The 21,666-nt window shown below is 42.6% G+C and carries 20 protein-coding genes; 3 read left to right on the forward strand and 17 right to left on the reverse strand.

Annotated features, from left to right (window positions below):
• Positions 1–30: 30 nt before the first annotated feature.
• From ACP69U_RS09725 to ffh, 3 genes are all read right to left on the reverse strand, one after another.
• Positions 31–873, reverse strand: a complete 843-nt coding sequence (locus ACP69U_RS09725) for an undecaprenyl-diphosphate phosphatase (RefSeq protein ID WP_296241838.1) — start codon at positions 871–873, stop codon at positions 31–33.
• A 96-nt stretch (positions 874–969) separates the two neighbouring features.
• Positions 970–1,653: a tRNA (adenosine(37)-N6)-threonylcarbamoyltransferase complex dimerization subunit type 1 TsaB gene (gene tsaB / locus ACP69U_RS09730; RefSeq protein ID WP_296241887.1), complete on the reverse strand. Its 684-nt coding sequence runs from the start codon at positions 1,651–1,653 to the stop codon at positions 970–972.
• A gap of 204 nt (positions 1,654–1,857) precedes the next feature.
• The gene (gene ffh / locus ACP69U_RS09735; RefSeq protein ID WP_055124688.1) at positions 1,858–3,408 is read right to left on the reverse strand and encodes a signal recognition particle protein; all 1,551 of its coding nucleotides are present in this window, start codon (positions 3,406–3,408) and stop codon (positions 1,858–1,860) included.
• A 457-nt stretch (positions 3,409–3,865) separates the two neighbouring features.
• On the opposite strand from ffh, the gene ACP69U_RS09740 reads away from it, so the two are divergent.
• Positions 3,866–4,657, forward strand: coding sequence for a cytochrome C assembly family protein (locus ACP69U_RS09740; protein WP_426138430.1), 792 nt, complete (start codon positions 3,866–3,868; stop codon positions 4,655–4,657).
• Positions 4,658–4,780: 123 nt separating this feature from the next.
• Here ACP69U_RS09740 and purU read toward each other — a convergent pair whose 3' ends face one another.
• Both purU and ACP69U_RS09750 read right to left on the reverse strand, forming a co-directional pair.
• Positions 4,781–5,710: a formyltetrahydrofolate deformylase gene (gene purU / locus ACP69U_RS09745; protein WP_227678896.1), complete on the reverse strand. Its 930-nt coding sequence runs from the start codon at positions 5,708–5,710 to the stop codon at positions 4,781–4,783.
• Positions 5,711–5,904: 194 nt separating this feature from the next.
• On the reverse strand, positions 5,905–8,124 hold the full coding sequence (locus tag ACP69U_RS09750) for an Ig-like domain-containing protein (RefSeq protein ID WP_426138431.1): 2,220 nt from the start codon (positions 8,122–8,124) through the stop codon (positions 5,905–5,907).
• A 485-nt stretch (positions 8,125–8,609) separates the two neighbouring features.
• Here ACP69U_RS09750 and rpmB point away from each other — a divergent pair, with 485 nt between their 5' ends.
• The gene (gene rpmB / locus ACP69U_RS09755) at positions 8,610–8,846 is read left to right on the forward strand and encodes a 50S ribosomal protein L28 (RefSeq protein ID WP_010201401.1); all 237 of its coding nucleotides are present in this window, start codon (positions 8,610–8,612) and stop codon (positions 8,844–8,846) included.
• Positions 8,847–8,979: 133 nt separating this feature from the next.
• A complete protein-coding gene (rpmG, locus tag ACP69U_RS09760; protein WP_045444249.1) occupies positions 8,980–9,135 on the forward strand; it encodes a 50S ribosomal protein L33 in 156 nt (51 codons plus the stop codon).
• Between the two features lie 159 nt (positions 9,136–9,294).
• Here rpmG and ACP69U_RS09765 read toward each other — a convergent pair whose 3' ends face one another.
• The 12 genes from ACP69U_RS09765 to ispH form a co-directional block, all read right to left on the reverse strand.
• A complete protein-coding gene (locus tag ACP69U_RS09765; protein WP_045444246.1) occupies positions 9,295–9,606 on the reverse strand; it encodes a hypothetical protein in 312 nt (103 codons plus the stop codon).
• Between the two features lie 185 nt (positions 9,607–9,791).
• Positions 9,792–10,103 (reverse strand): hypothetical protein, encoded by a 312-nt coding sequence (locus tag ACP69U_RS09770; protein WP_372815736.1) that lies wholly within the window; start codon positions 10,101–10,103, stop codon positions 9,792–9,794.
• 121 nt (positions 10,104–10,224) lie between these two features.
• Entirely contained in the window at positions 10,225–10,602 is a 378-nt protein-coding gene (locus ACP69U_RS09775) for a hypothetical protein (protein ID WP_404643208.1), read from the reverse strand.
• Between the two features lie 120 nt (positions 10,603–10,722).
• Positions 10,723–11,415 carry a ribulose-phosphate 3-epimerase gene (rpe, locus tag ACP69U_RS09780; protein WP_055124691.1) on the reverse strand — a complete coding sequence of 231 codons (693 nt, stop codon included), beginning with the start codon at positions 11,413–11,415 and terminating at the stop codon, positions 10,723–10,725.
• 110 nt (positions 11,416–11,525) lie between these two features.
• Positions 11,526–11,807 carry a TIGR03643 family protein gene (locus ACP69U_RS09785; protein WP_420825202.1) on the reverse strand — a complete coding sequence of 94 codons (282 nt, stop codon included), beginning with the start codon at positions 11,805–11,807 and terminating at the stop codon, positions 11,526–11,528.
• Positions 11,808–12,125: 318 nt separating this feature from the next.
• On the reverse strand, positions 12,126–13,016 hold the full coding sequence (gene fghA / locus ACP69U_RS09790; RefSeq protein ID WP_198329457.1) for an S-formylglutathione hydrolase: 891 nt from the start codon (positions 13,014–13,016) through the stop codon (positions 12,126–12,128).
• A gap of 228 nt (positions 13,017–13,244) precedes the next feature.
• Positions 13,245–14,726: a C13 family peptidase gene (locus ACP69U_RS09795; protein ID WP_426138432.1), complete on the reverse strand. Its 1,482-nt coding sequence runs from the start codon at positions 14,724–14,726 to the stop codon at positions 13,245–13,247.
• 346 nt (positions 14,727–15,072) lie between these two features.
• Positions 15,073–17,076, reverse strand: coding sequence for a molecular chaperone HtpG (htpG, locus tag ACP69U_RS09800; protein WP_426138433.1), 2,004 nt, complete (start codon positions 17,074–17,076; stop codon positions 15,073–15,075).
• Between the two features lie 257 nt (positions 17,077–17,333).
• Entirely contained in the window at positions 17,334–18,854 is a 1,521-nt protein-coding gene (locus ACP69U_RS09805) for a catalase (protein WP_426138477.1), read from the reverse strand.
• A gap of 412 nt (positions 18,855–19,266) precedes the next feature.
• Positions 19,267–20,085, reverse strand: a complete 819-nt coding sequence (locus ACP69U_RS09810) for a thioesterase family protein (RefSeq protein ID WP_426138434.1) — start codon at positions 20,083–20,085, stop codon at positions 19,267–19,269.
• A 14-nt stretch (positions 20,086–20,099) separates the two neighbouring features.
• Positions 20,100–20,345 carry a hypothetical protein gene (locus tag ACP69U_RS09815; protein ID WP_426138435.1) on the reverse strand — a complete coding sequence of 82 codons (246 nt, stop codon included), beginning with the start codon at positions 20,343–20,345 and terminating at the stop codon, positions 20,100–20,102.
• A 52-nt stretch (positions 20,346–20,397) separates the two neighbouring features.
• Positions 20,398–21,354 (reverse strand): 4-hydroxy-3-methylbut-2-enyl diphosphate reductase, encoded by a 957-nt coding sequence (gene ispH / locus ACP69U_RS09820; RefSeq protein WP_045444223.1) that lies wholly within the window; start codon positions 21,352–21,354, stop codon positions 20,398–20,400.
• Between the last annotated feature and the right edge of the window lie 312 nt (positions 21,355–21,666).

The following is a 21,666-nucleotide window of genomic DNA, read 5'->3' on the forward strand; positions in this document are numbered from 1 at the left end:
GCGGCTTATAGACTCATCCTACAATCGGCTCTAGCCTGCCATTTGATAACCAAAACCCCAAGCCGCTATTAATACAATGATGCCAGTAATAATGCGTAACCACGCAAATATTTTAAAATCACGACGACTGACCCATTCTACTAGCAAACGGATACAGAGTAAGGCGACGATAAATGACACCACCGTCCCTATACCTAATACCAGCCAATCCTCGCTATTGGTTAATACGTCATGATGCTTTAGCAAATCCAATAATGCCGCGCCCACGATGACTGGAATACCCAAAAAGAAAGAAAATTCAGCGGAAGCTTTACGTGAAACGCCGAGCCATAGCGCGCCGATAATTGTCGCGCCTGAGCGTGATGTTCCCGGTATCAATGCCAGACATTGCAGCAGACCAATCATCAACGCTGTTTTTAGACTGACGTCTTCTGCTTCTTGCGCAATAATCGTTTTAGGGCGATTTTCTACATAGAATATCAAGAAGCCACCGATAATCAGCATAATTGCCACGACGATGGGATTAAATAAATATGATTTAATCTCATCAGCGAAGGTGAAGCCAACGATCATCACCGGAATAGTCGCCACAATCAAGCTAAGTCCTAGCTGGCGTGGATTACTCATGCCTTCAGCTTTGCCTGTCAGCAGACCCATCAGCGCTTGCCATAGTCTGTCCCAGTAATCATAAATGACCGCTAAGATAGCGCCAAGCTGCACCACTACCACAAATAAATCGACTTTTTCTTTGGTCCAAAAGCCCATCAAATCCGCTGATAAAATCAAGTAGCCAGTGCTAGAGATGGGTAAAAATTCAGTGATACCTTCAACGATACCCATGATAACAGCTTGAATTAATAAAATGATATCCACGATGGCTTTCCTAAATATGGATCTATTGGCTAATAGTGTTTTAGAGTATTTTTATATTTTATATAGCGCTGATAATGGCTGGCATTAATATGATGGTTACGCCTTACCTTGTTCTTTAAGTGTTTTCCACGCTTGATTACGCAGATACTTTGGTAAAGCTTGCGAGGCTTCTGTGCCTCCTGTCGTCATAAATTGAGCAATACCAAGCTGCCCTATCACAGTAGCATCAGGGTGAATATCTGCCTGAATGATCTGACCGTCATGTAATGTTAATAACGGCGCACCATTGCCAGCAATGGGAATATTAAGCACGGTCTGGCTGTCATAATCGAGCAACTGCTCGGTATCTTCGCCATTTTCCTGATTAACCGCCTGCATAAGGTTGTCTATTAGCACATATTGCCCAAAATACACTTGCTGCATACGCGCATCAAGGGCGCTATACACTTCGGTCACACCATATTTTTGATACGCCGCTTGCGCAATCGCTTGTAGGCTTGAGACTCCTACACAAGGAATATCATGGGCGACAGACAATGCTTGTACTACTGCCGTATTAATCCGTATGCCACTAAAGGCACCAGGACCACGGTTAAATATCAAGGCTTGTAAATCAGCAAGGTTGAGCTTAGCCTCGGACAAAGCGGCGTCAATCATTGGCAGAATTTGCTGGGTTTGCTGGCGTTTACCCGTCTCCGTATGACTCGATAGCACTTGACCACTGACATCTAAAATCGCGATCGAACACTGATCAAACACGGTATCCATTGCTAAAAACATCATAACCTCGACCTATTGACTTAGCATTATAAAACAGCGCCTATCATAGCATTTAGGATAGGCAAATTTTATTAATTTCTAAATTTTCATACTTAATCCATCAATATTTATGGGAACATGACAGACATAAAAAACCCCAAAGCGACTTGCACCTTGGGGTTTTCATTAAGAATTCAATACTATAGCAATCTAAGCATCTATCAATTAAAAACGGGTTTTAAACTTTTTTGGCGCTTGATTCTGCATTTCCTGCATTTGTTTTTGCATCTCTTCGGTGCTTGGCATGTTGTTTGGATCCAGACCCATCTGCTTAGCCATTTGTTGTGGATTCACATCCTTGACGCCGCCTTGCTGACCGCCGCCACCAAATAAAGGACCGCCACCGCCGCCACCTGCAGCACCGCCACCCATTAGCCCTTGCATCGACTTCATCATTTTACTGATGCCTTCAGGCTTAGAGATCATTTTCATCATTTTTGCCATTTGCTTGTGTTGTTTAAGCAAACGATTGACGTCTTGAATCTCACGTCCAGAACCTGCGGCAATACGGCGCTTACGGCTTGGATTAATTTTATCGGGATTTTTGCGCTCAAATGGCGTCATCGAATTAATCAACGCTTCCATCTCACGTACTTTTTCTTCTGGCTTAGCATCTTCGACCGCTTTTTGCATATCCGAGCCACCCATACCTGGCATCTTATCTAAGAAGCCTGCCATGCCGCCCATGCTTTTCATTTGTTGGAACTGGGTCAATAGATCCTCAAGGTCGAAATCACCGCCCTTTTGCATCTTTTTTGCCATTTTTTCGGCTTTATCACGGTCGATTTTTTGTTCCACTTCTTCGACTAGGCTTAAAACGTCACCCATACCAAGAATACGTTGAGCGATACGTTCAGGATGGAACAGCTCTAACGCGTCTAATTTTTCACCGCGACCTAAAAACTTAATCGGTTTGCCAGTAATGGCACGTACAGAAAGTGCCGCACCACCGCGCGCATCACCATCAGTTTTGGTTAAGATGACACCCGTTAATGGCAGCGCATCATTAAAGGCTTTGGCAGTATTTGCCGCATCCTGACCCGTCATCGCATCGACGACAAATAACGTTTCAGACGGATTGACCGCTGCAGTTAACGCCTTAATCTCAGCCATCATAGTCTCATCGATAGCCAGACGACCAGCGGTATCAATAATCAAAATATCTTGGTACTGAATCTTTGCTTCTTCGATAGCACGTAAGGCAATATCAATCGGGTTTTCGTCGCTACTTGAATTAACAAACTTGGCATTCACTTGACCTGCCACTTGCTCAAGCTGAGCAATCGCCGCTGGACGATAGACGTCAGCGGATACTAGCATCACCTTTTTCTTATGACGCTCTTGTAAAAACTTCGCCAACTTACCAGCCGTGGTGGTTTTACCTGCACCTTGCAAACCAGCCAGTAAATAAACAACTGGTGGCTTACCCGTCATCTCAAGCTGCTGATTGGCGCTGCCCATCATTTCGGTCAGCTCGTCATGGACGATTTTGACAAAGGCTTGCCCTGGCGCCAACTCTTTGAGCACTTCTGCACCAAGCGCTTGCTCTTTGACGCGCTTCACAAAGTCACGGGTGACGGGTAGCGCGACGTCGGCTTCTAGCAGCGCCATACGTACTTCACGCAGGGTATCTTTGATGTTGTCTTCGGTCAACTGCCCAGTACCGACGATATTGCGCAGGCTCGACGACAAGCGTTCTGTTAAGGTATCAAACATAAATAACTCTCAGTTAAAATAATTCTTGGTGAAAACAATATTTACTTAAAACAATACTTAGGTGAAACTAGCTTCAGCTTAAATGGCGGATAAATATTATTAGGGAATACTGTAAAGTATTTAATCGTATCTTTATAAAAACAATGATAAAAAATAGTCTATTATCAATACTATAGCACCAAGACGACGCCAAAATTATAATGATTTTGCAAATACAGCATTACCAAAGCTTGGCGCGGCACTTTATGACTTATAGACAATCACTTTATAAGCTAGGCATATGAGCGCTTATTCAAGCAAACTTGGCCAAGCATTTATAAGGAATAAGCAAGTTGGTGCTCAATTGGCACCCATTTTATGATAAATTGGACGATTATTCTAATCATTCCGATAATACCACTTTAGCATTAAATTGAGCGGCTATTTTACGCTCAGTATGAGATGAGGCATTATATCTGTGCACTTTGCATTCTTACTTGCTAGCCTAGCCTATATCTTAGTCAGCGCTTACCTTAGTTGGGCGCTGACTCGGGATAAGCCTATCCATAAAGGCATCAGTTTGGGATTATTGATGGTCGGCATGCTCGCGCATGCGGCGCTACTTTATCCTTATGTTGTTACGCTTTACGGGCTAAACTTTAATCTTTTTAATATCATTAGCCTAATCAGCTTATTCTTTTTGTTCTTCTATTTTTTATTTTGCTTGTATCGCCCTATCGTCAGTCTGGGCATACTGGCAGCGCCAACAGCATTGGTAGGGTTGACAATTGGCTATATTGGCCGTGCGCCTTATCAACCCATTACAAATATCAGTATTGGGCTTGAAGCTCATATATTACTATCACTTGCCGCCTATTGTGTGCTGCTGATGGCAGCGGTGCAAGCGCTATTTTTACGCCTACAAATACGCGAACTCAAGCACCACTCTATTCATCGTTTTTGGGTGAATAAACTACCGTCACTACAAAGTATGGAGAGTCTATTATTCGATATGCTATTGGTCGGTTTTGTCCTACTAAGTATCGCATTGGGCATTGGCTTTATCTATGTAGAGGATTTGATGGCGCAGCATATTGTGCATAAGACCGTGTTTAGCCTGCTGTCTTGGTTATTGTTTGGGGCGCTACTGGTCGGTAATTGGCATGCTGGATGGCGGGGCAAACGTGCCGCCAATATGACTATCTATGCTTTTATCCTATTAGCCATCGGCTTTGTGGGCAGCAAGTTTGTGTTAGAGATGCTGATATAAAATCAGCGCTGCAATAGCAATAGGTCCAGAAAAAAGCCGTGAGTATTAATGAATAATACTCACGGCTTTTTTTAACCTTCTGTTAACCAGCACTTCTCAATTTGAACTCGCTCTAATTAAATGCTAATTAAAAACCACGGTTTTATTACCCGCTACAATCACGCGGTTTTGTACATGCCAGTTCACAGCGCGTGCCAAGACATTACGCTCGATATCACGACCAATAGCGCGCAGCTCCGTCACACCTTGACGGTGAGTGACTCGGTGTACATCTTGCTCAATGATAGGGCCTTGATCAAGCTCAGCGGTGACATAATGCGCGGTCGCGCCGATGAGTTTCACACCTTTATCATAAGCCTGACGATAAGGATCAGCTCCCACAAATGCAGGCAAAAATGAATGATGAATATTAATGACTTGCATCGGCCAACGCTTGACAAAATCAGACGATAATATCTGCATATAACGCGCCAACACTAGCAAATCATTGCCTTCCATCAACTCATGAATTTGCTCTTCTGCCTCTGATTTATTGTCTTTGGTCACTGGCACATGATGGAAAGTAATACCGAAGTTCTCTACCGATTGGCGCAAGTCTTCGTGATTACTAACAACAGAGGTAATCTCGCAGTCAAGTAAACCTCGCTGATGCCGCCATAACAAATCCAACAATGCATGATCAAACTTTGATACTAAAATGCCAACTTTCGTCTTAATCGCATTATCATGTAAACGCCAAGCCATGTTATGGCGCTTGGCTACCGTATGCGCAAAACTGGCTTCAAAATTCTCAATAATCTCGCTTAATCCTGCTAAAGCAAACTCTAAACGCATAAAATATTGACCACCCTCATGAGCAGTTGAATACTGATCGAGAGTAATAATATTAGCACCATAGCGATGAATAAACTCAGATACCGCTTGCACGATACCGGCTTGATCACGGCATTTAATCAATAGCGTGGCAGTATCGATTGCCGTCTTGTTAGACAGGTTACTAGATAGTTTATGAGATGAGTGTTTTACTGAAGTAATCGTTGCAGTGTCTGACATAGTGCGCCCAATCAAAAAATTAAACTTGCTACTGACTTTCAATACGGTCATTAGCATAGGAAACCGACTATTCTAATCGCTTTTACCTAACTTTGCTGATTGAGTTGGTTGTATTTCGTTATTGAGATTATAAATACAAAAACCCCCAACGCGTGGTTGGGGGTTTTTGTATTTGCAATACTGTAATAGGCTTACTACATGACAGGTATTGTGGTCGTTGTCGTAGTAGCGGCTGGAGCTGGTGTCGTTACTGATACTTTGATTTTATCATTAGGACGACAGCCGCTATATTCGAACTTATAGCTTACCGCGCTATCAACTACTTTACCAACTCCTAGATTAATAATACTAGGTAATTTCAAATTGCCAGAAGTAAGTTCTGCTTCACAGGTCACATTCGTATTTGCCACAGTCACGGATGAACCTTCTGGCAACGTGGTACTTACTGAACCCGTACCATTCCCACTGATTGAAACATTAATAGAGGTTGAACCTGATTTAACAATAGCCGTAGTATTTGGCTCAGCATTTGATACCTGTATTACACCATTCGCCAGTTCTACCGTAGGAGAGTAGTCAGTCTTATCTTCAGCTACAACACTAATGGTAGTTCCTGACGGCATGCTGACCGTACGTGCACTATTACCATACATTTTAAAAGCTCGGGTGATTGCCGTCTTTCCTAAATTAGGATTAAGAGAACCAGGTAAGCCCTCATATACTGGACTATCGGAAGCTAAACCTAGTATAAACTGTTGGCGTAAGATAGCTGACAGCTTATTATCACAAGTATCTGCAATATTTGGTTGAGAGTTAGAAGAAGGTGCACAAACAGCGCCAGTAGCCCCTCTTCTATATACAAATTCGCCAGCTTCAGAATCATAATTGTTATTTTCGTTATCATCACGGAAGAAGTCGCCGATGTTATGCGTGAATATATCACCAGCGCTAAATTGATTATCACCATCTTTATCAATATAGTCTTTATCACCTTCTACATAAGCAATTACTGCGACACGATTATCCACTGGGCGTGGATTTTGGGTACTGAACTCAACCGTACATACTCCTTTGTTAGTCGCGCAACTTGGCGTTACTCTACCACCCTCACTGACGAAACTCATTACCGTACCATCAGGTACAGGGTTACCTACCCTGTCTACTAATCGTGCTGTAATAGTTGCAGTATCGCCATCTACACTATTAGCTAATACGTTTTTGCTCAACGAAATACTGACACCATTTTGAGTTGCACGTCCTGTCGCTACAGAGACGTCTTTTGATGATGCAAATATGCTAGTATTCGATTTTAGAGTGGCTTTAATTTCTACAGGTCCGGGTAATGCACCAGGATATAAGTTGACTACGACCTTACCTTGTGAATCACTGGTTATTGTTCTAGAGGTCTGGTTATTTAATGTTACAAAACTAAAGTCTGTAGGCGCCTGTATTTTACTGATTTCAACTTGCTGGTTTGCAGCAGGTCTGCCGTTAGCATATACAGTGAACTCTATCTGACCTGAATTTGATGAACCACTGTCACTCGCACCTAACTGTACTTTCTCAGTTGTCGTGTAAAATATTGAACTCGCTTCAACACCAGCGATGTTGACAGTCTTTGTTTGTTTGTTTGCTGGATTATTCGCAGGAGTAGCAGTGATGGTTTGTGTGCCTTCACATAAGTTGCCATTACCATCAATAGCTTTATAAGTTGTACTTACATCGCCTTGATTGCTTGAAATGATACTATTACTATCAAAGCTACCACAACTAGTAGTGAAGTTTACAGTAACATCGTTTTGGTATACATCATTGACTGCATCTTTTGTTCTGAGAGTAATATTTGTATTAGCTCCTGAATCTAAATTGCTAGATGACAATGCAAATTCAGTTAGTAACACTTGTATAGATTGTAAAGAAAAGTTATAACCCGGAGTCGTTTTGGTCAAATCATTATAATTGACAGTTGCACTGAGCTGATAGCTTCCTGTATCTGCACTATCTAAAGGTTTAACAGATATAGTTGCCTCACCTTTTTCATTCGTCAAAACAGTGCTATTACTAGTACCAAACGTAACACCGTCAGCCTGAAAAGATACCAAAGCATTGCTTACTGGATTTTTATTACCATCAGTTACTATCACTGTTGCGCTTGCGCCAACTGAAGTAATAGTACGAGTCATGTTCCCATTTGGATCTGTCAAAGTTATAGGTGTTACATTGATACCACTTACTGGTATTCCTGTTCCATCTTCACCGCTGCTACCAGTACCAGGCTGCTCAATCCCTAAATCAGGCGCTGGCGCAATTGTATCTGTACCATCACCACCACCGCATCCAGCTAGAGTTAGTGATATTGATAACGCCGTAAGCTGAAACAGTTTAGAGGTAAAAGGTAATGAGCTATATGACATGTTTTGGACTCCGCGTCAGCAGTAATTTATTCGAGCAAATAAACAAAAATCATTACACAGAATCATAGTAGATTGGTAATGATACATAGATTTACATTAACACCCGTTGTATTAACAGATTGTATTAAATATATAACAGCAACTTTACTGACTTTTGTCATAACTTACAACTAAAAATTAATTTTTACTATTAAATAATCAACAACATAGCCAGTGAATTTCAGGGTATAATAGCCATCCTTTAGATCGACAATAATCATAAAAATATTTGAGTATTCATCACTTTTATGGTATAAATGTCGGCTTTAAAATTTTCTGAATTGGTACGCTTGTTATTTGCCTTTAGATAACAGCAATATCAACTCAACATTCATATAGTTTTGTTTGGTGCAAAGCTGCCGCTTGCTGTGTCCATGCCGCAAAAACGTGCAACTTGCCCAGACTGGTATGAGAAAAACTCATACCTCATAGATTAGGAGTTCGCCATGTCTCGAGTTTGCCAAGTGACTGGAAAGCGCCCTATGGTGGGTAATAATGTTTCGCACGCAAACAACAAAACCCGTCGTCGCTTTCTACCAAACCTTCATAACCATCGTTTTTGGGTAGAGTCTGAAAATCGTTTTGTACGTCTACGTGTGTCTACCAAAGGTATGCGCACTATTGACAAACTTGGTATCGATAAAGTGTTAGCAGATATGCGCGCACAAGGTCAAAAAGTATAAGTAACGACTGGCAGCTTAATATCTCGATAATTTTCGTCGTTTAAGCTGCTTTTCTGCTACATCTTATGTAGCGACTTAATATTTTAGATCCGTACCTATCGTTTGAAGACCCCTCATTTACAGGAAAGCTATCATGAGAGATAAAATTAAATTAGTATCAACAGCTGGTACTGGGTATTACTACACCACTACTAAAAACAAACGCACTATGCCTGGCAAAATGGAAATGAAGAAATTCGATCCAAAAATTCGCCAGCACGTGATGTTTAAAGAAGCTAAAATCAAATAATTGCTATTTTATGGAATGTATTTTTCATAAATACTTTCTATATATAAGTTATTTGAAAAAAAAGGGTATATCAATTGATATACCCTTTTTTATGCTTGCTACTTTTCATGATAACTATTTTAATTGACTACTACTAGCCAGCTTAACAGCAACTCATCACTAACTATAGTGCGTCGGCTCTTTGTCATAAACATGCGCATGCCATTGGCTCATCTGCTTTTGCATAATGACCTGAATCGCGGCATGAATCATATGCTGACCTATCGCTTGGGTGTCACTACCGAGCAGCTCTTTAAGCTTTTCAGAAAAATCAATGGTCATCAGCGGCGCTTCGTCTTGTTCCGCGTCACGTAACAATAAGCGACCATCTTCTGCCTCTACCAACTCAAGGGTAGTCTCTTTGGCAAATCCTGCAAATTGATCCGTACTTTCGTTATCTACTTCTATATCATTATCGATATCGTATGGCATGAATTGGTTCCTCATTGTCCCGTCTAATACTTGCAAGAAAAATCGCGCGTCGCAACATTATTGTTTTACAGTAATACGGGTAAAACTATCTTAGTCATACAATGGACGCTTTGGTCTTGAAATTCAAGGCTTGTCACATAAGTCTTATACATAAAGGCTCTTTGGGTATGCTATCACTGATAGTATTAGCGCCAGTAGCGTAATTTTGCCACAGTAAATAAGAAGGCAACAAACATACCGAGATAGTACATAAGCTTTAACTCTAATGTCGGATCTCGATATTTAAATGGTAAGGCTACAGTGGCGGTGGCGGTCGGAAATATCAACAGCATAAGCAGCCAGTTTTCGACGACATTGAGCCAGCCTTGTAAATCAGTACCGTTACGTAATGATGCCAGCCCTAGCAGCAAACAGGCGATAATTAAGCTGGTGAATAAGCCATTGGGTAGGTCTTTTGGATAGATGATATTGGCAATCTTGGTCGGTATGATTCTCATGTAAAATTCCAGTCACGCTTGCAGCGCGTGACTTAATAATTAAAAATTGTATAAAAACAGCCTATCATAAATATTGCAGTGCACTATATTACCAAACAGCTTTATCTCTGCTCATAAGACTCTAACTGTAAGTACCCATTAACCAAAGCATCGATATACAAGAGGTTAAATAACCCAAGCTAATGGCATTCCAGCTCTCTATATGCATGCCTTTAACTTTGTTAAGTATCTTCGAACCTAGCCAAAAAAACACGGGAATGCCCAGCATAAATGCAGGCACAATGATCGCAGCATGACGTAATACTTCACCAGTATCATCACCCACCATTAGCCGAAAGCCGTAACCTGCCAAACTTAGAACCAAGGCAAATACAGCTAAGCCAATAGTAATACCCTTTGGCACCAGACTGCGTTGCTGTATCTCATTCTGAATTGGCTGCTCAGTGCTTTGCTCTGACTCAGGTGATTCTGACGAATTGATTGAGTTTTTTGTGTCCATATTTCACCTTTACGTAACTTGCCGTTATGCATCGTTATCCGTTATACAGCACATTTTGCTACTATTCTTTTATGACGAAAATGACTGACGAACGTATTTACCAGTCACATAAGACCGTGGTTATTCATTACCATTAGCCAAAGCTAGCTCAGCACGCATAGCATCAATAGCCACTTTATAGTCATCTTGGTTAAAGATCGCCGACCCTGCCACAAACATATCAGCACCCGCTTCGGCAATGGCTCGGATATTACTGGCTTTGATACCGCCATCTACTTCTAATCTGATATCACGACCACTGGTGATGATGCGCTGACGGACTTGGCGCACTTTTTCTAACGTGCCTTCAATAAATGACTGACCGCCAAAACCTGGGTTGACGCTCATCAATAAAATTTGATCTACCTTGTCCATCACATAGTCTAAATAATGTAATGGCGTTGCGGGATTCAATACTAAACCACATTCAGCACCGCCATCTTTGATCAGTTGTAAAGAGCGATCAATATGCCCACTGGCTTCTGGATGAAAAGTGATAACACTCGCACCTGCTTCCAAAAACTGCTCAATCATGCCGTCAACTGGCGAGACCATCAAATGCACATCGATTGGTGCATCAATCCCATAATCACGCAGCGCCTTACAAATCATACTGCCAAAGGTGAGATTGGGTACATAATGGTTGTCCATTACATCAAAATGAATCACATCAGCACCTGATTCCAACACCCTTTCAACTTCTTCACCTAGACGTGCAAAATCAGCTGAGAGTATTGATGGAGCGATAAGATAAGGTTTAGAAGGAATAATCATAGTTAAGCTACCTGATTCTGTTGAAATAAAATACGAATAAAATAAAAAGAAACTAAGGACTGGCTTAAAAAACTGAGCCTTTAAAGCAATAATATTAAGAACTCAAACCACTAGCGCTGCTTATACTGGGTTTTGCAATAAGCACGACCGACCTCGAAGCCTCGCTTAGCTTGATATTTGGTCGCGCGATTACTGACACGCTGACGCCATAAGCGAAAAGATGACGGCTTTAGCGTTTGGCGCATCAGCTTAATCACGCCTGCTTCATTGAGACCATAGCTATGCTCTATCGCCGCAAACGGTGTTCTGTCCTCCCATGCCATTTCTATCACTCGTGAGACTTGCGCGTCATCTAGCACTTTATCACCCGACTCATTGACTACGGTTGCGATAAGCTCATCTGAACGTGTCTGTCTGTCATTTGATTCAGTACTAATATCAGCATGCTGATTATTTTTTAGAGCCGCGGTCATATCGGCTTGCATGGTCGCAAGCGATGACTGAACGGTTTGCTGCTTACAAGCCAAACCATCGGCTACTAATGCTGTCAGATTACTTGCCATAAAACCTTACCTTTAAAGAGGCTTAACAGATATTCAGCCAACTTCTATTTTATATGAATCTATTTTATATCAATAAGTACGCTTGACTAAATAATCAGCGTAACTGTCTGTCAATTTATCGATCAGATCATCATTCTAATACTGGACTTAGCTCATTTGTGCCATACGCCAGTGATGCTCAATATGATCGTTAATCACCGTTTGGATAAAATAGTAGCTATGATCGTGACCCGCTTGATAACGCAAGGTTAAGGGCTGATTGGCTTTGTCACAAGCGCGTTGTAATTTGGTGGTTTGTAATTGACCCTCTGCTAAAAAATTATCAGCCGCGCCTTGATCTACCAAGATACTTGCATACTGCTGCCCCGATTTTTCAATCATCTGCACAGCATCTGCCTGCGCCCATGGTGATTTATCATCGCCGAAGTATTCTGTATAAGCGGCTTGCCCCCATGCCGACTCACTGGCCGCGCACACAGGCGATAATGCTGAGACACTCACAAACTTGCCTGGAAACTTAAAGCCCAATAGTAATGCTCCGTGACCGCCCATCGAATGCCCTGTCACGCCGATACTATCAATAGGAAATTCTGAGCGTAACAAGTCATATAACTCATCAACAATATAGCTTTGCATATTAAAATGCTCTGACCAAGGTGCTTGCGTCGCATCGACATAATAGCTGGCACCCTGACCAACAAAATAGCGGTCGTCGTTTGGCACATCGCTGTCATCACTACTTCGAGGTGATGTATCAGGCGCGATAAGTATCATACCAAGCTCGCTGCATTTTTGCTGAAAGTGCGCTTTGTGGGTGACGTTATCAGCATTGCAAGTGAGACCTGATAAATATAGAATCGCTGGACAACGGCGACCAGCAAGCGCTTCATCTGGCAGATAAATGCTAAAGGTCATCGGCGTTTTGGTCGATGATGATTGATGGCTATAGTAATGCTGCTCACCATCGAAACAGCGGTTGACGCTGATCTGCGTGATTTTTGAATTGGTAGATAAACTGTGTTTATAAGAGTTGTTCATAAGCGACATCCTTTTTATCCAAAGTAAAGTACACGATGACTTATAAAAAGCATTGGTAAAGTAATACTAGCACTTCTCCAAACTCACTTAGTACTCAATCATTATACCATTCACAAGAATTAAAGTAGTAAGGAAAGCGAGTGTCAGTATTACAGATTCTAGACTGAACGAGCTTAATACGGCTCATCGTGATTTTTGGGTTGCGGGTTTTGGATTTACTGTTAGTTGTTAATTGGCAGTGATCGCAGTATTAGCCACTGGCTGACCAGAAGCACTATCCTCTGCGATATTAATGGCGATAGAATCACTGTCATTAATAATGCTGGCGACTGGTGGTCGAGTTTTATCAAACAATACTTGTTCGAATGCTGGCAAAGCAGTCTCCATCAGACTACCAATCACCATCTGCGGCTCTGATGGTTCAAAACCCATCGCACTTTCACGCTCATTCACACGCAAACGGGCATCTTTAAAGGCAGATTCAAAACTGGTATTGCCACGCAGGCTTTCAGCAAAAAACGCTTGCCCAAAATAGGTCATCTCAGCAGTATTGGTACAGCCAAACGATGCCTTATCCGCCGCTGATGCGGTAATGACCACTGTGGTTGGAGATGCCAATTCATCGATAAATGAGCCTGAATAGCAGGCAGATACCACAACCACCCGCCAGCGAATACCTGAAGCGTCTAGCGCCTCCCGTAACCATGCGGCGTCTAGATTCTCCATTGCTAATGGTGGATTTGCTAATTGAATGATATTTTCGTTGCCGTGTGAGGACAAGGTTAGGAATAACACATCCTCATCGGCATTCATCTGCTGACCAATTTTCTTTAATCCACGCAGAATACTGGTTTTGGTAGCGATTGGCTCATCAAGCCAACTATAAGTATTGTTGATCAATGAGAGTGAATGTCCACTAGTGCCAAAACGCACATCGAACAGCTCACGTACTTTATTAATCTCAGAGCGAAAAACGTCTTGACCAGAGAATCCTGCCACTCCCATAAAATACCAGTCGGTCTTGCCTAAAATGCTAGGATCGATACTATTTAATGCTTGCTGTAACAGACGAGGCTGCTCATATAATGCCGCTTCTGCTAAAACAGGCTCTACAGGAATCTGCTTAAATATAGGCTGGTCCGCGACATTACGCTGCCAAATCGTCAACAGTGCGACTGCACCTACCAATACAATGACCCGCTCCCACCACGGTATACGTAGACGACGAGAAAAAATCCATAATAACGCCAAGGTCTGCCATAAAAACAGCACCAAAAACAGTATGGGTAAAAGTGAATAGCTCCAATCTGGCAACCAACCATAACTGCCCAAAAACTGCACCAAACTTTGTAATAGCGCAGATAAGGTATCAGCCACTAGCCACAATACCACGGGCACAAATACCAACGTTTGATTGCCAGAACGCCGTGCCAAAATGATGCCGCCCAATAAAATTATCATCGGCCAAATCAAGTAGCTGACCAACCCTTGCTCATTAAAGATACTGCCATTTTCCGCGGCTAACCAAGAAAACAGTACATTACTACCGAGTGCCAATAGTGCAAATACGGCAAATTGAATAAAGGTCGGTTTTACCCAAGAAAACGCGCGCGTCGACCCTACTAGCATCCACAAGGTTGCAATAATATTGGCAGCGAAATTGAGCGAAAAATGCTGAAGCGATACGGTTTTTAACGACGCAAGTGACAAAGACTTAAACCTCTAGCCAGTCGAGAAAAGAAAGTGAGTTGATGATGATTTTTGGTGTGGCAGCTACCTACGAAATGTCATTAATTCACATTTTTTATATAGCATATGGACATCAAGATTACATGCAATTCACAATGAGATAATTTTAAGAGACGAATAGCAAAGACTAAAAATATGACTAAACAGTTTAGCTCGCTAATATAACGCGATTGTAACGGATTGTCGGTCAAGAGGATAAGGCTGATTTGTAAAATTCGCTTAAATTTGGCTAAGAACATATAAAAAAGGAGGTCTTGAATCCAAGACCTCCTTTTTTCTCAATAATGACTGTATCAAAGACTCACTACTATCTCATCAAAAGCTCATTCACACGTTTTAAATAAGCGGCTGGATCATCTAACTGACCGCCATCTGCTAGCAATGCTTGGTCAAAAATTACTTGCGCCAATTTATCAAAATCGACGTCAGATTGCTCGCTAGTCTCTAACTTTTTAATCAATGGATGATCAGGGTTGACCTCTAACGTTGGCTTGCTTTCTGGCACATCTTGACCCATTTGTTTAAGCATCTGAATCATTTGTGGTGATAGCTCACCTTCACCAACGACCAAGCAGGCAGGACTGTCAACCAAACGCGTCGATACTTTAACGTCTTTGGCACGTTCGCCTAACGCTGCTTTAAGTTTATCGACAACAGGCTTCATGGTTTCTTGCGCTTTTTCAGCTTCAGCTTTTTCGGCTTCGTCTTGCAAGTCGCCCAAATCAACGGCACCTTTAGCGATGTTTTGTAGCGGTGTCTCATCAAATGAGGTCAAGAAGTTCATTGCCCATTCATCAACACGGCTAGTCATCAAGATAACTTCGATGCCTTTCTTTTTAAACAGCTCTAACTGTGGGCTATTTTTAGCAGCCGCTAGATTGTCAGCCGTTAGATAATAGATGGCTTTTTGACCCTCCTTCATACGCGCTTTATAGTCTTCAAAGCTGGTGGTCACACTATCCTGAGTACTGGTCGCATAACGTAGCAATTTGGCAATACGTTCTTGATTGCCCATGTCTTCGCCAACGCCTTCTTTGATAACATCACCAAATTCAGCGTAGAACTGCGCGAATTTTTCTTGCTTATCACTGTCTTCACTGTTGGCTAGACTGGCCAGCAACGTCAAAATACGACGGGCGTTACCATCGCGGATAGACTTCACATCACGCGACTCTTGTAATAGCTCGCGGCTGACGTTCAATGGCAAGTCGGCTGAATCAATGACCCCTTTGACGAAACGCAGGTACATTGGCAATAATTGCTCAGCTTCATCCATAATAAAGACGCGCTTCACGTATAGCTTTAGTCCATGCTGCTGGTCACGAGTATATAAATCGACAGGGGCTTTTTTCGGAATATACAATAGCTGAGTATACTGAACACGACCTTCGACACGGTTATGCGTCCATGCTAGTGGCGCGTCCATGTCATAGGTGATATTTTTATAAAAATCGATATACTCTTCATCTTCAATCTCAGATGCCATACGTGTCCATAGCGCGCTGGCTTTGTTGATAGTTTCCCATTCATCGGTCAATACCATCTCGCCACCAGCAGGTGCGTCGTCGTTCTCATCTTCTTTGACATCTTCTTGCCAAACTTCTTTACGCATCTGAATCGGCAAGCTGATATGGTCTGAGTATTTATTAACCAACTGTTTAATTTTGCCACGGTCTAAATAGCTGTCTTCACCCTCACTATATTGCTCTTTTAAATGCAAAGTAATGGCGGTGCCACGAGTTTCTTTCGTGATAGGCTCAACCGTAAAGCTACCCGTACCATCAGATACCCAGCGTACGCCCTTATCCGCAGGTTCGCCCGCTTTACGTGTTTCAACGCTAATCGTATCGGCAACGATAAAACCTGAATAGAAGCCAACCCCAAACTGTCCGATTAATTGACCATCTTGCTTTTGTGATTCAGATAGCTTGTCTAGGAAAGCCTTAGTACCTGATTTAGCAATTGTACCCAAGTTTTCGATGGCATCGGCTTCATTCATGCCAATACCATTATCGGTAAAGGTGATGGTTTTGGCGTCTTCATCGACCGCAATGCGAATTTTTAGCTCGCCATCGTCTTCATAAAGACCGTCATCATTGGTCGCTTCAAAGCGCAATTTATCACAGGCATCAGAGGCGTTTGAAACCAGCTCACGCACAAAGATATCAGAATTAGAGTAAAGCGAATGGGTGACTAGATGCAGCAGTTGCGCCACTTCCGCCTCAAAGGTATGTTTTTTTAATTCTGGGCTGCTTTTATTAACATTGATACTATCAACTTTTTGGTTATCAACTGGGGTCTGTTCACTCATAAAAAACTCCTTTAATTTATGTCAAAAACGTATCATAAAATAGCAAGCATTCAACTTTCTCTACTCAGCTATAAATTAAGCAGTTCAATTTCGAATATCGCTAAGCTGTTTATACTAATAGGGGCGCAGCAGAAAATTTCAAGCTAAAAAGTACAATTCAACAAAAACACCGCCCTAGTTTCCTAAGGCGGTGTCGTTATATCGATAATAGGTTTAGCAAATAGATTTAGTAATACGTTTTTAGATAAACCTATCAACTATAAGCAGCTTGGCAAATGCAGCGCTGGATCTGACTCACGAGCATTCATCGCATCTTCAACCGTTAAGCCTAGTGCTTTGGCAACGCCTGCGCCATAAGCAGCATCACACCAGTTACAGTTGCGAATGTGGCGATACTGAATAAAGTCCGGCACACCAGCCATATTATTTGCTGTGTTTTCAAATAGCACTTGTTGTTGCTCAGCACTCATCAAATTAAACAATGCGCGAGGTTGGCTAAAATAATCGCTATCATCTTCACGGAAGTCATAATGCGCCGCATAACCGTCAACCTTTAATGGTGGCTCAGCATAATCAGGCTGCTCTTGCCACTGGCTAAAGCTGTTTGGCTCATAATGCGGACGACCACCATAGTTGTCATCGACACGGCCTTGACCGTCACGATGATTGCTCATCACAGGGCAACGCGGCTTATTGACAGGAATCTGCTGATGATTGACACCGACACGATAACGCTGAGCATCAGCATAATTGACCAAGCGATTCTGTAGCATTTTATCTGGTGAAACGCTGATACCCGGTACCAAATTACTTGGCGCAAATGCGGCTTGTTCCACATCGACAAAGTAGTTGTCAGAGTTTTTATTTAATTCAAACTCACCCACTTCAATCAGCGGATAATCCCCTTTTGGCCATACTTTGGTCAAGTCAAACGGATGATAAGGAACAGTATCCGCCTCAGCTTCTGGCATGATTTGCACATACATTTTCCATTTTGGGAAATCGCCATTTTCGATGGCATCGTACAAGTCTTTTTGATGACTTTCACGATCAGAACCAACCACCTCTACCGCTTCTGCATCGGTCAAGTTCTTGATGCCTTGTTGCGTGCGGAAATGGAATTTTACCCAAAAACGTTCTTTGGCTTCGTTCCAAAAACTATACGTGTGCGAGCCAAAACCATGCATATTTCTATACGATGCTGGCAGACCGCGATCACTCATCACGATAGTAACTTGATGCAAAGCTTCTGGTAATAAAGTCCAAAAGTCCCAGTTGTTGGTCGCCGAACGCATATTGGTACGTGGATCACGTTTGACGGCTTTATTCAAGTCTGGGAATTTGCGCGGATCACGTAAGAAGAACACAGGTGTATTATTTCCCACCATGTCCCAGTTACCTTCTTCGGTGTAGAATTTCAAAGCAAATCCGCGAATGTCGCGCTCGGCATCAGCCGCGCCGCGCTCACCTGCGACGGTACTAAAGCGCGCAAACATCTCAGTCTGTTTACCCACTTCGCTAAAAATATCCGCACGGGTATATTTAGTGATGTCATTGGTCACGGTAAAAGTACCAAATGCGCCAGAACCTTTGGCATGCATACGGCGCTCTGGAATCACTTCACGGACGAAATTTCCTAACTTTTCATTGAGCCAAACATCTTGCGCCAATAATGGGCCGCGTTTGCCTGCAGTCATGCTGTTTTGATTGTCTGCCACTGGTGCGCCATTGCCCATGGTCAATTGGGTCGGTGCATAAGGACATTTTTTATCGCTCATATCGTTATTTATATCATTGTTCATAGTCATACTCCTGTGAATAGCAAATGGATTAAAGTACAAAATCTATTCTGAATACGCTTCTATTAATAGTTCCAGAATAGTTGTCAGCTTGTTCGAAAAACGGTTTGTTTTTTTCATAGTAATGTCTAATGACAGTCATGTTCTGTGGTTAGTTACTATTACAACCCATTACCATTGATTTGTATAATTAATTAATTACATGCTTTCGTTTTGTTTTTCAGAACCACTTAACTTGTTTTTTACTCATCCAAATACTTTACTCCTTAGGATGGTTGTTATTAACATCGATAAATATTAACAGTGCAAGCACTCTCTATTAGCCTTGCTATCACTTTTTTAAAGCGAATTGACCATATCAAATAGAGCTTAATTAAATACCACAGAGCAATTAACGCGGCATCGGACGAATCGTCAATATTTGCTCACTACGACCAAAAGGGCCATTGATGTCATGTAACACAGCGCTCGTTAAGCCAATGCCATCATTGCCATACTGCTGCACCGCTTCGATGCCAAGCCAGCAACCTTGCGGCGCGCGATGCATATGAATTTGCAAATCCGTATTGGGAAACATCCATTCTAATTCTGACAAGCCAAGCCCAAGGCGCGGCACAACGCCATTGGCCGTGTCGACCATGCCCAATAGATGCACCAAGTCATCAGTTGGCTTGCCCTCGATCATCTCCACATCATTAGTAATCCAGACCATACCGCGTCCTGGGCGACGCTGCGTATCATCAGCGACCAAGCGCACACTCTCAATAAACCCGCCCGGCCAGCCTTTCATGTCTTCCCAAATGGGCAACTCTTCGGGCTTATGTACCGCTTTTTGGTCTTCAATGCCTGCAATATCGCTGGTATCTTGGGTCATTAGACGCCATGCCCGCGCGATAATCGCATCACGACCGCGACTGCTCATGACTGCTTCAATAAGCTCAATGGTCTTGCCCGGACGAATACAACGCGTGGTAACGGTAAAGTCATCCAGTGGAATCAATCCTAAGATATCTAGGCTGATACGAGCGATACGCATGTTTTCTTGCGGCGCATAACCGTTGAGCTCAGCTGTGAGCAATCCTGTCGCTGGCGCCATATGCTGTTCATGCTCATTCCAAGCCCCTTGGGCATGTTTGGTTGGCTGATAATGTGCGACGTTGACGCCGTCTTCTCGCTGTTCGCGTTTGATAAAGTTATAATAAGCTGACATGACTGTCCTATGATTTATTTGATAAGCTCTTGTTGTTTTAATTTAAGAACCTGTCGACTCTTAATGACAAAAAATAATGCAATGACCATCGCGGCAATTAATACGCCATAAAAAACATTCTTTTCTCGCATAAAATGCAGAATATTACTGCCTAACACGAATCCCACTACCACGATGACAAACAAATTCACTTTCAATTGTTTGTTAACCTCACCGAGAGTGGCTTCTGCCAATACAAATCCTTTTTTTTGCTTTTTCATTTTGCGTTACCTACTATACGTTACCTATTAGATGTCTTGTACAAAGCCTTATCTACTTACCCACTTGGGTGACTGGGATACGCAAGGCTTTAGGCAGACTGAAAGTGACATTTTCTTCGATGCCTGATAGCTCACTCGGTAAATCACCACCCCAATCTTGCAGCTGCTGTAGCACTTCTTGAATCAGTACTTCGGGTGCTGATGCGCCAGCGGTGACGCCGATACTTTGCACACCATCCAACCAGCTTTTATCCATCTCACTGGCATTGTCGATTAAATACGCACGGCAATTCATCCGCTCAGCCAGCTCACGCAGACGATTGGAATTGGATGAATTGGGCGAGCCGACCACCAAGACCACCTCACAGCGACTGGCTAAGTCTTTTACCGCATCTTGGCGGTTTTGCGTGGCATAACAGATATCGTCTTTGCGCGGACCTTGGATACTAGGGAATTTTTCACGCAGTGCATCGATGACGCGCGCTGTGTCATCCATCGACAAGGTTGTTTGAGTGACAAACGCCAAACGCTCGGCATTCTGTACGCTCAATGCTGCCACATCGGCTTCGTTTTCAACCAAATGAATGTGACCGCCGTGGCGACGGTTAAAGCGCCCCATCGTGCCTTCCACTTCGGGATGTCCAGCGTGCCCAATCAATACCGCATCCATACCCTCTTGCGCAAATTTAGCGACTTCGATATGTACCTTAGTGACCAGCGGACAAGTGGCATCAAATACGGTCAAATCGCGGCGTTCAGCCTCATCTTCGACAGCTTTTGATACACCATGAGCAGAAAAAATAACGATAGAGCCATCTGGCACTTCATGAAGTTCTTCCACAAAGACCGCACCGCGATTGGCCAAATCAGAGACGACAAATTTATTATGTACCACCTCGTGACGAACATAAATGGGCGGTTCAAAACGTGTCAATGCTTCGTTCACAATCGCAATCGCGCGATCCACACCAGCACAAAATCCACGTGGATTGGCAAGATAAATTTGCATAAGAGGGCCTATCATTAGATAATTTATTATTAAAGCTTAAATACACGACATTACTGTCAAAAGCTTTAACTCAAAAATTGGGATGAATTCATTACGCTACTTTAGCATAATTTACTTTTATTGCCTTTGAAAATAGCACGGTACTAGAGGCTGTTTTAACTAGAAGCAAACATATTCATACGTTCAAAGTATTTATCCATAGTGGCAGCGTTAACTGCACTTAATGCACTAAAAATGTGATTTATAATAAGTTGCCCTATGCCATCTTTAGATCGCTTCGATGATAACGACTGGTCAAAGGCAGCTTTAATT

This window comes from Psychrobacter sp. TWR1-1-1, from assembly GCF_049895865.1.
Classification (GTDB): Bacteria; Pseudomonadota; Gammaproteobacteria; order Pseudomonadales; family Moraxellaceae; genus Psychrobacter; species Psychrobacter immobilis_A.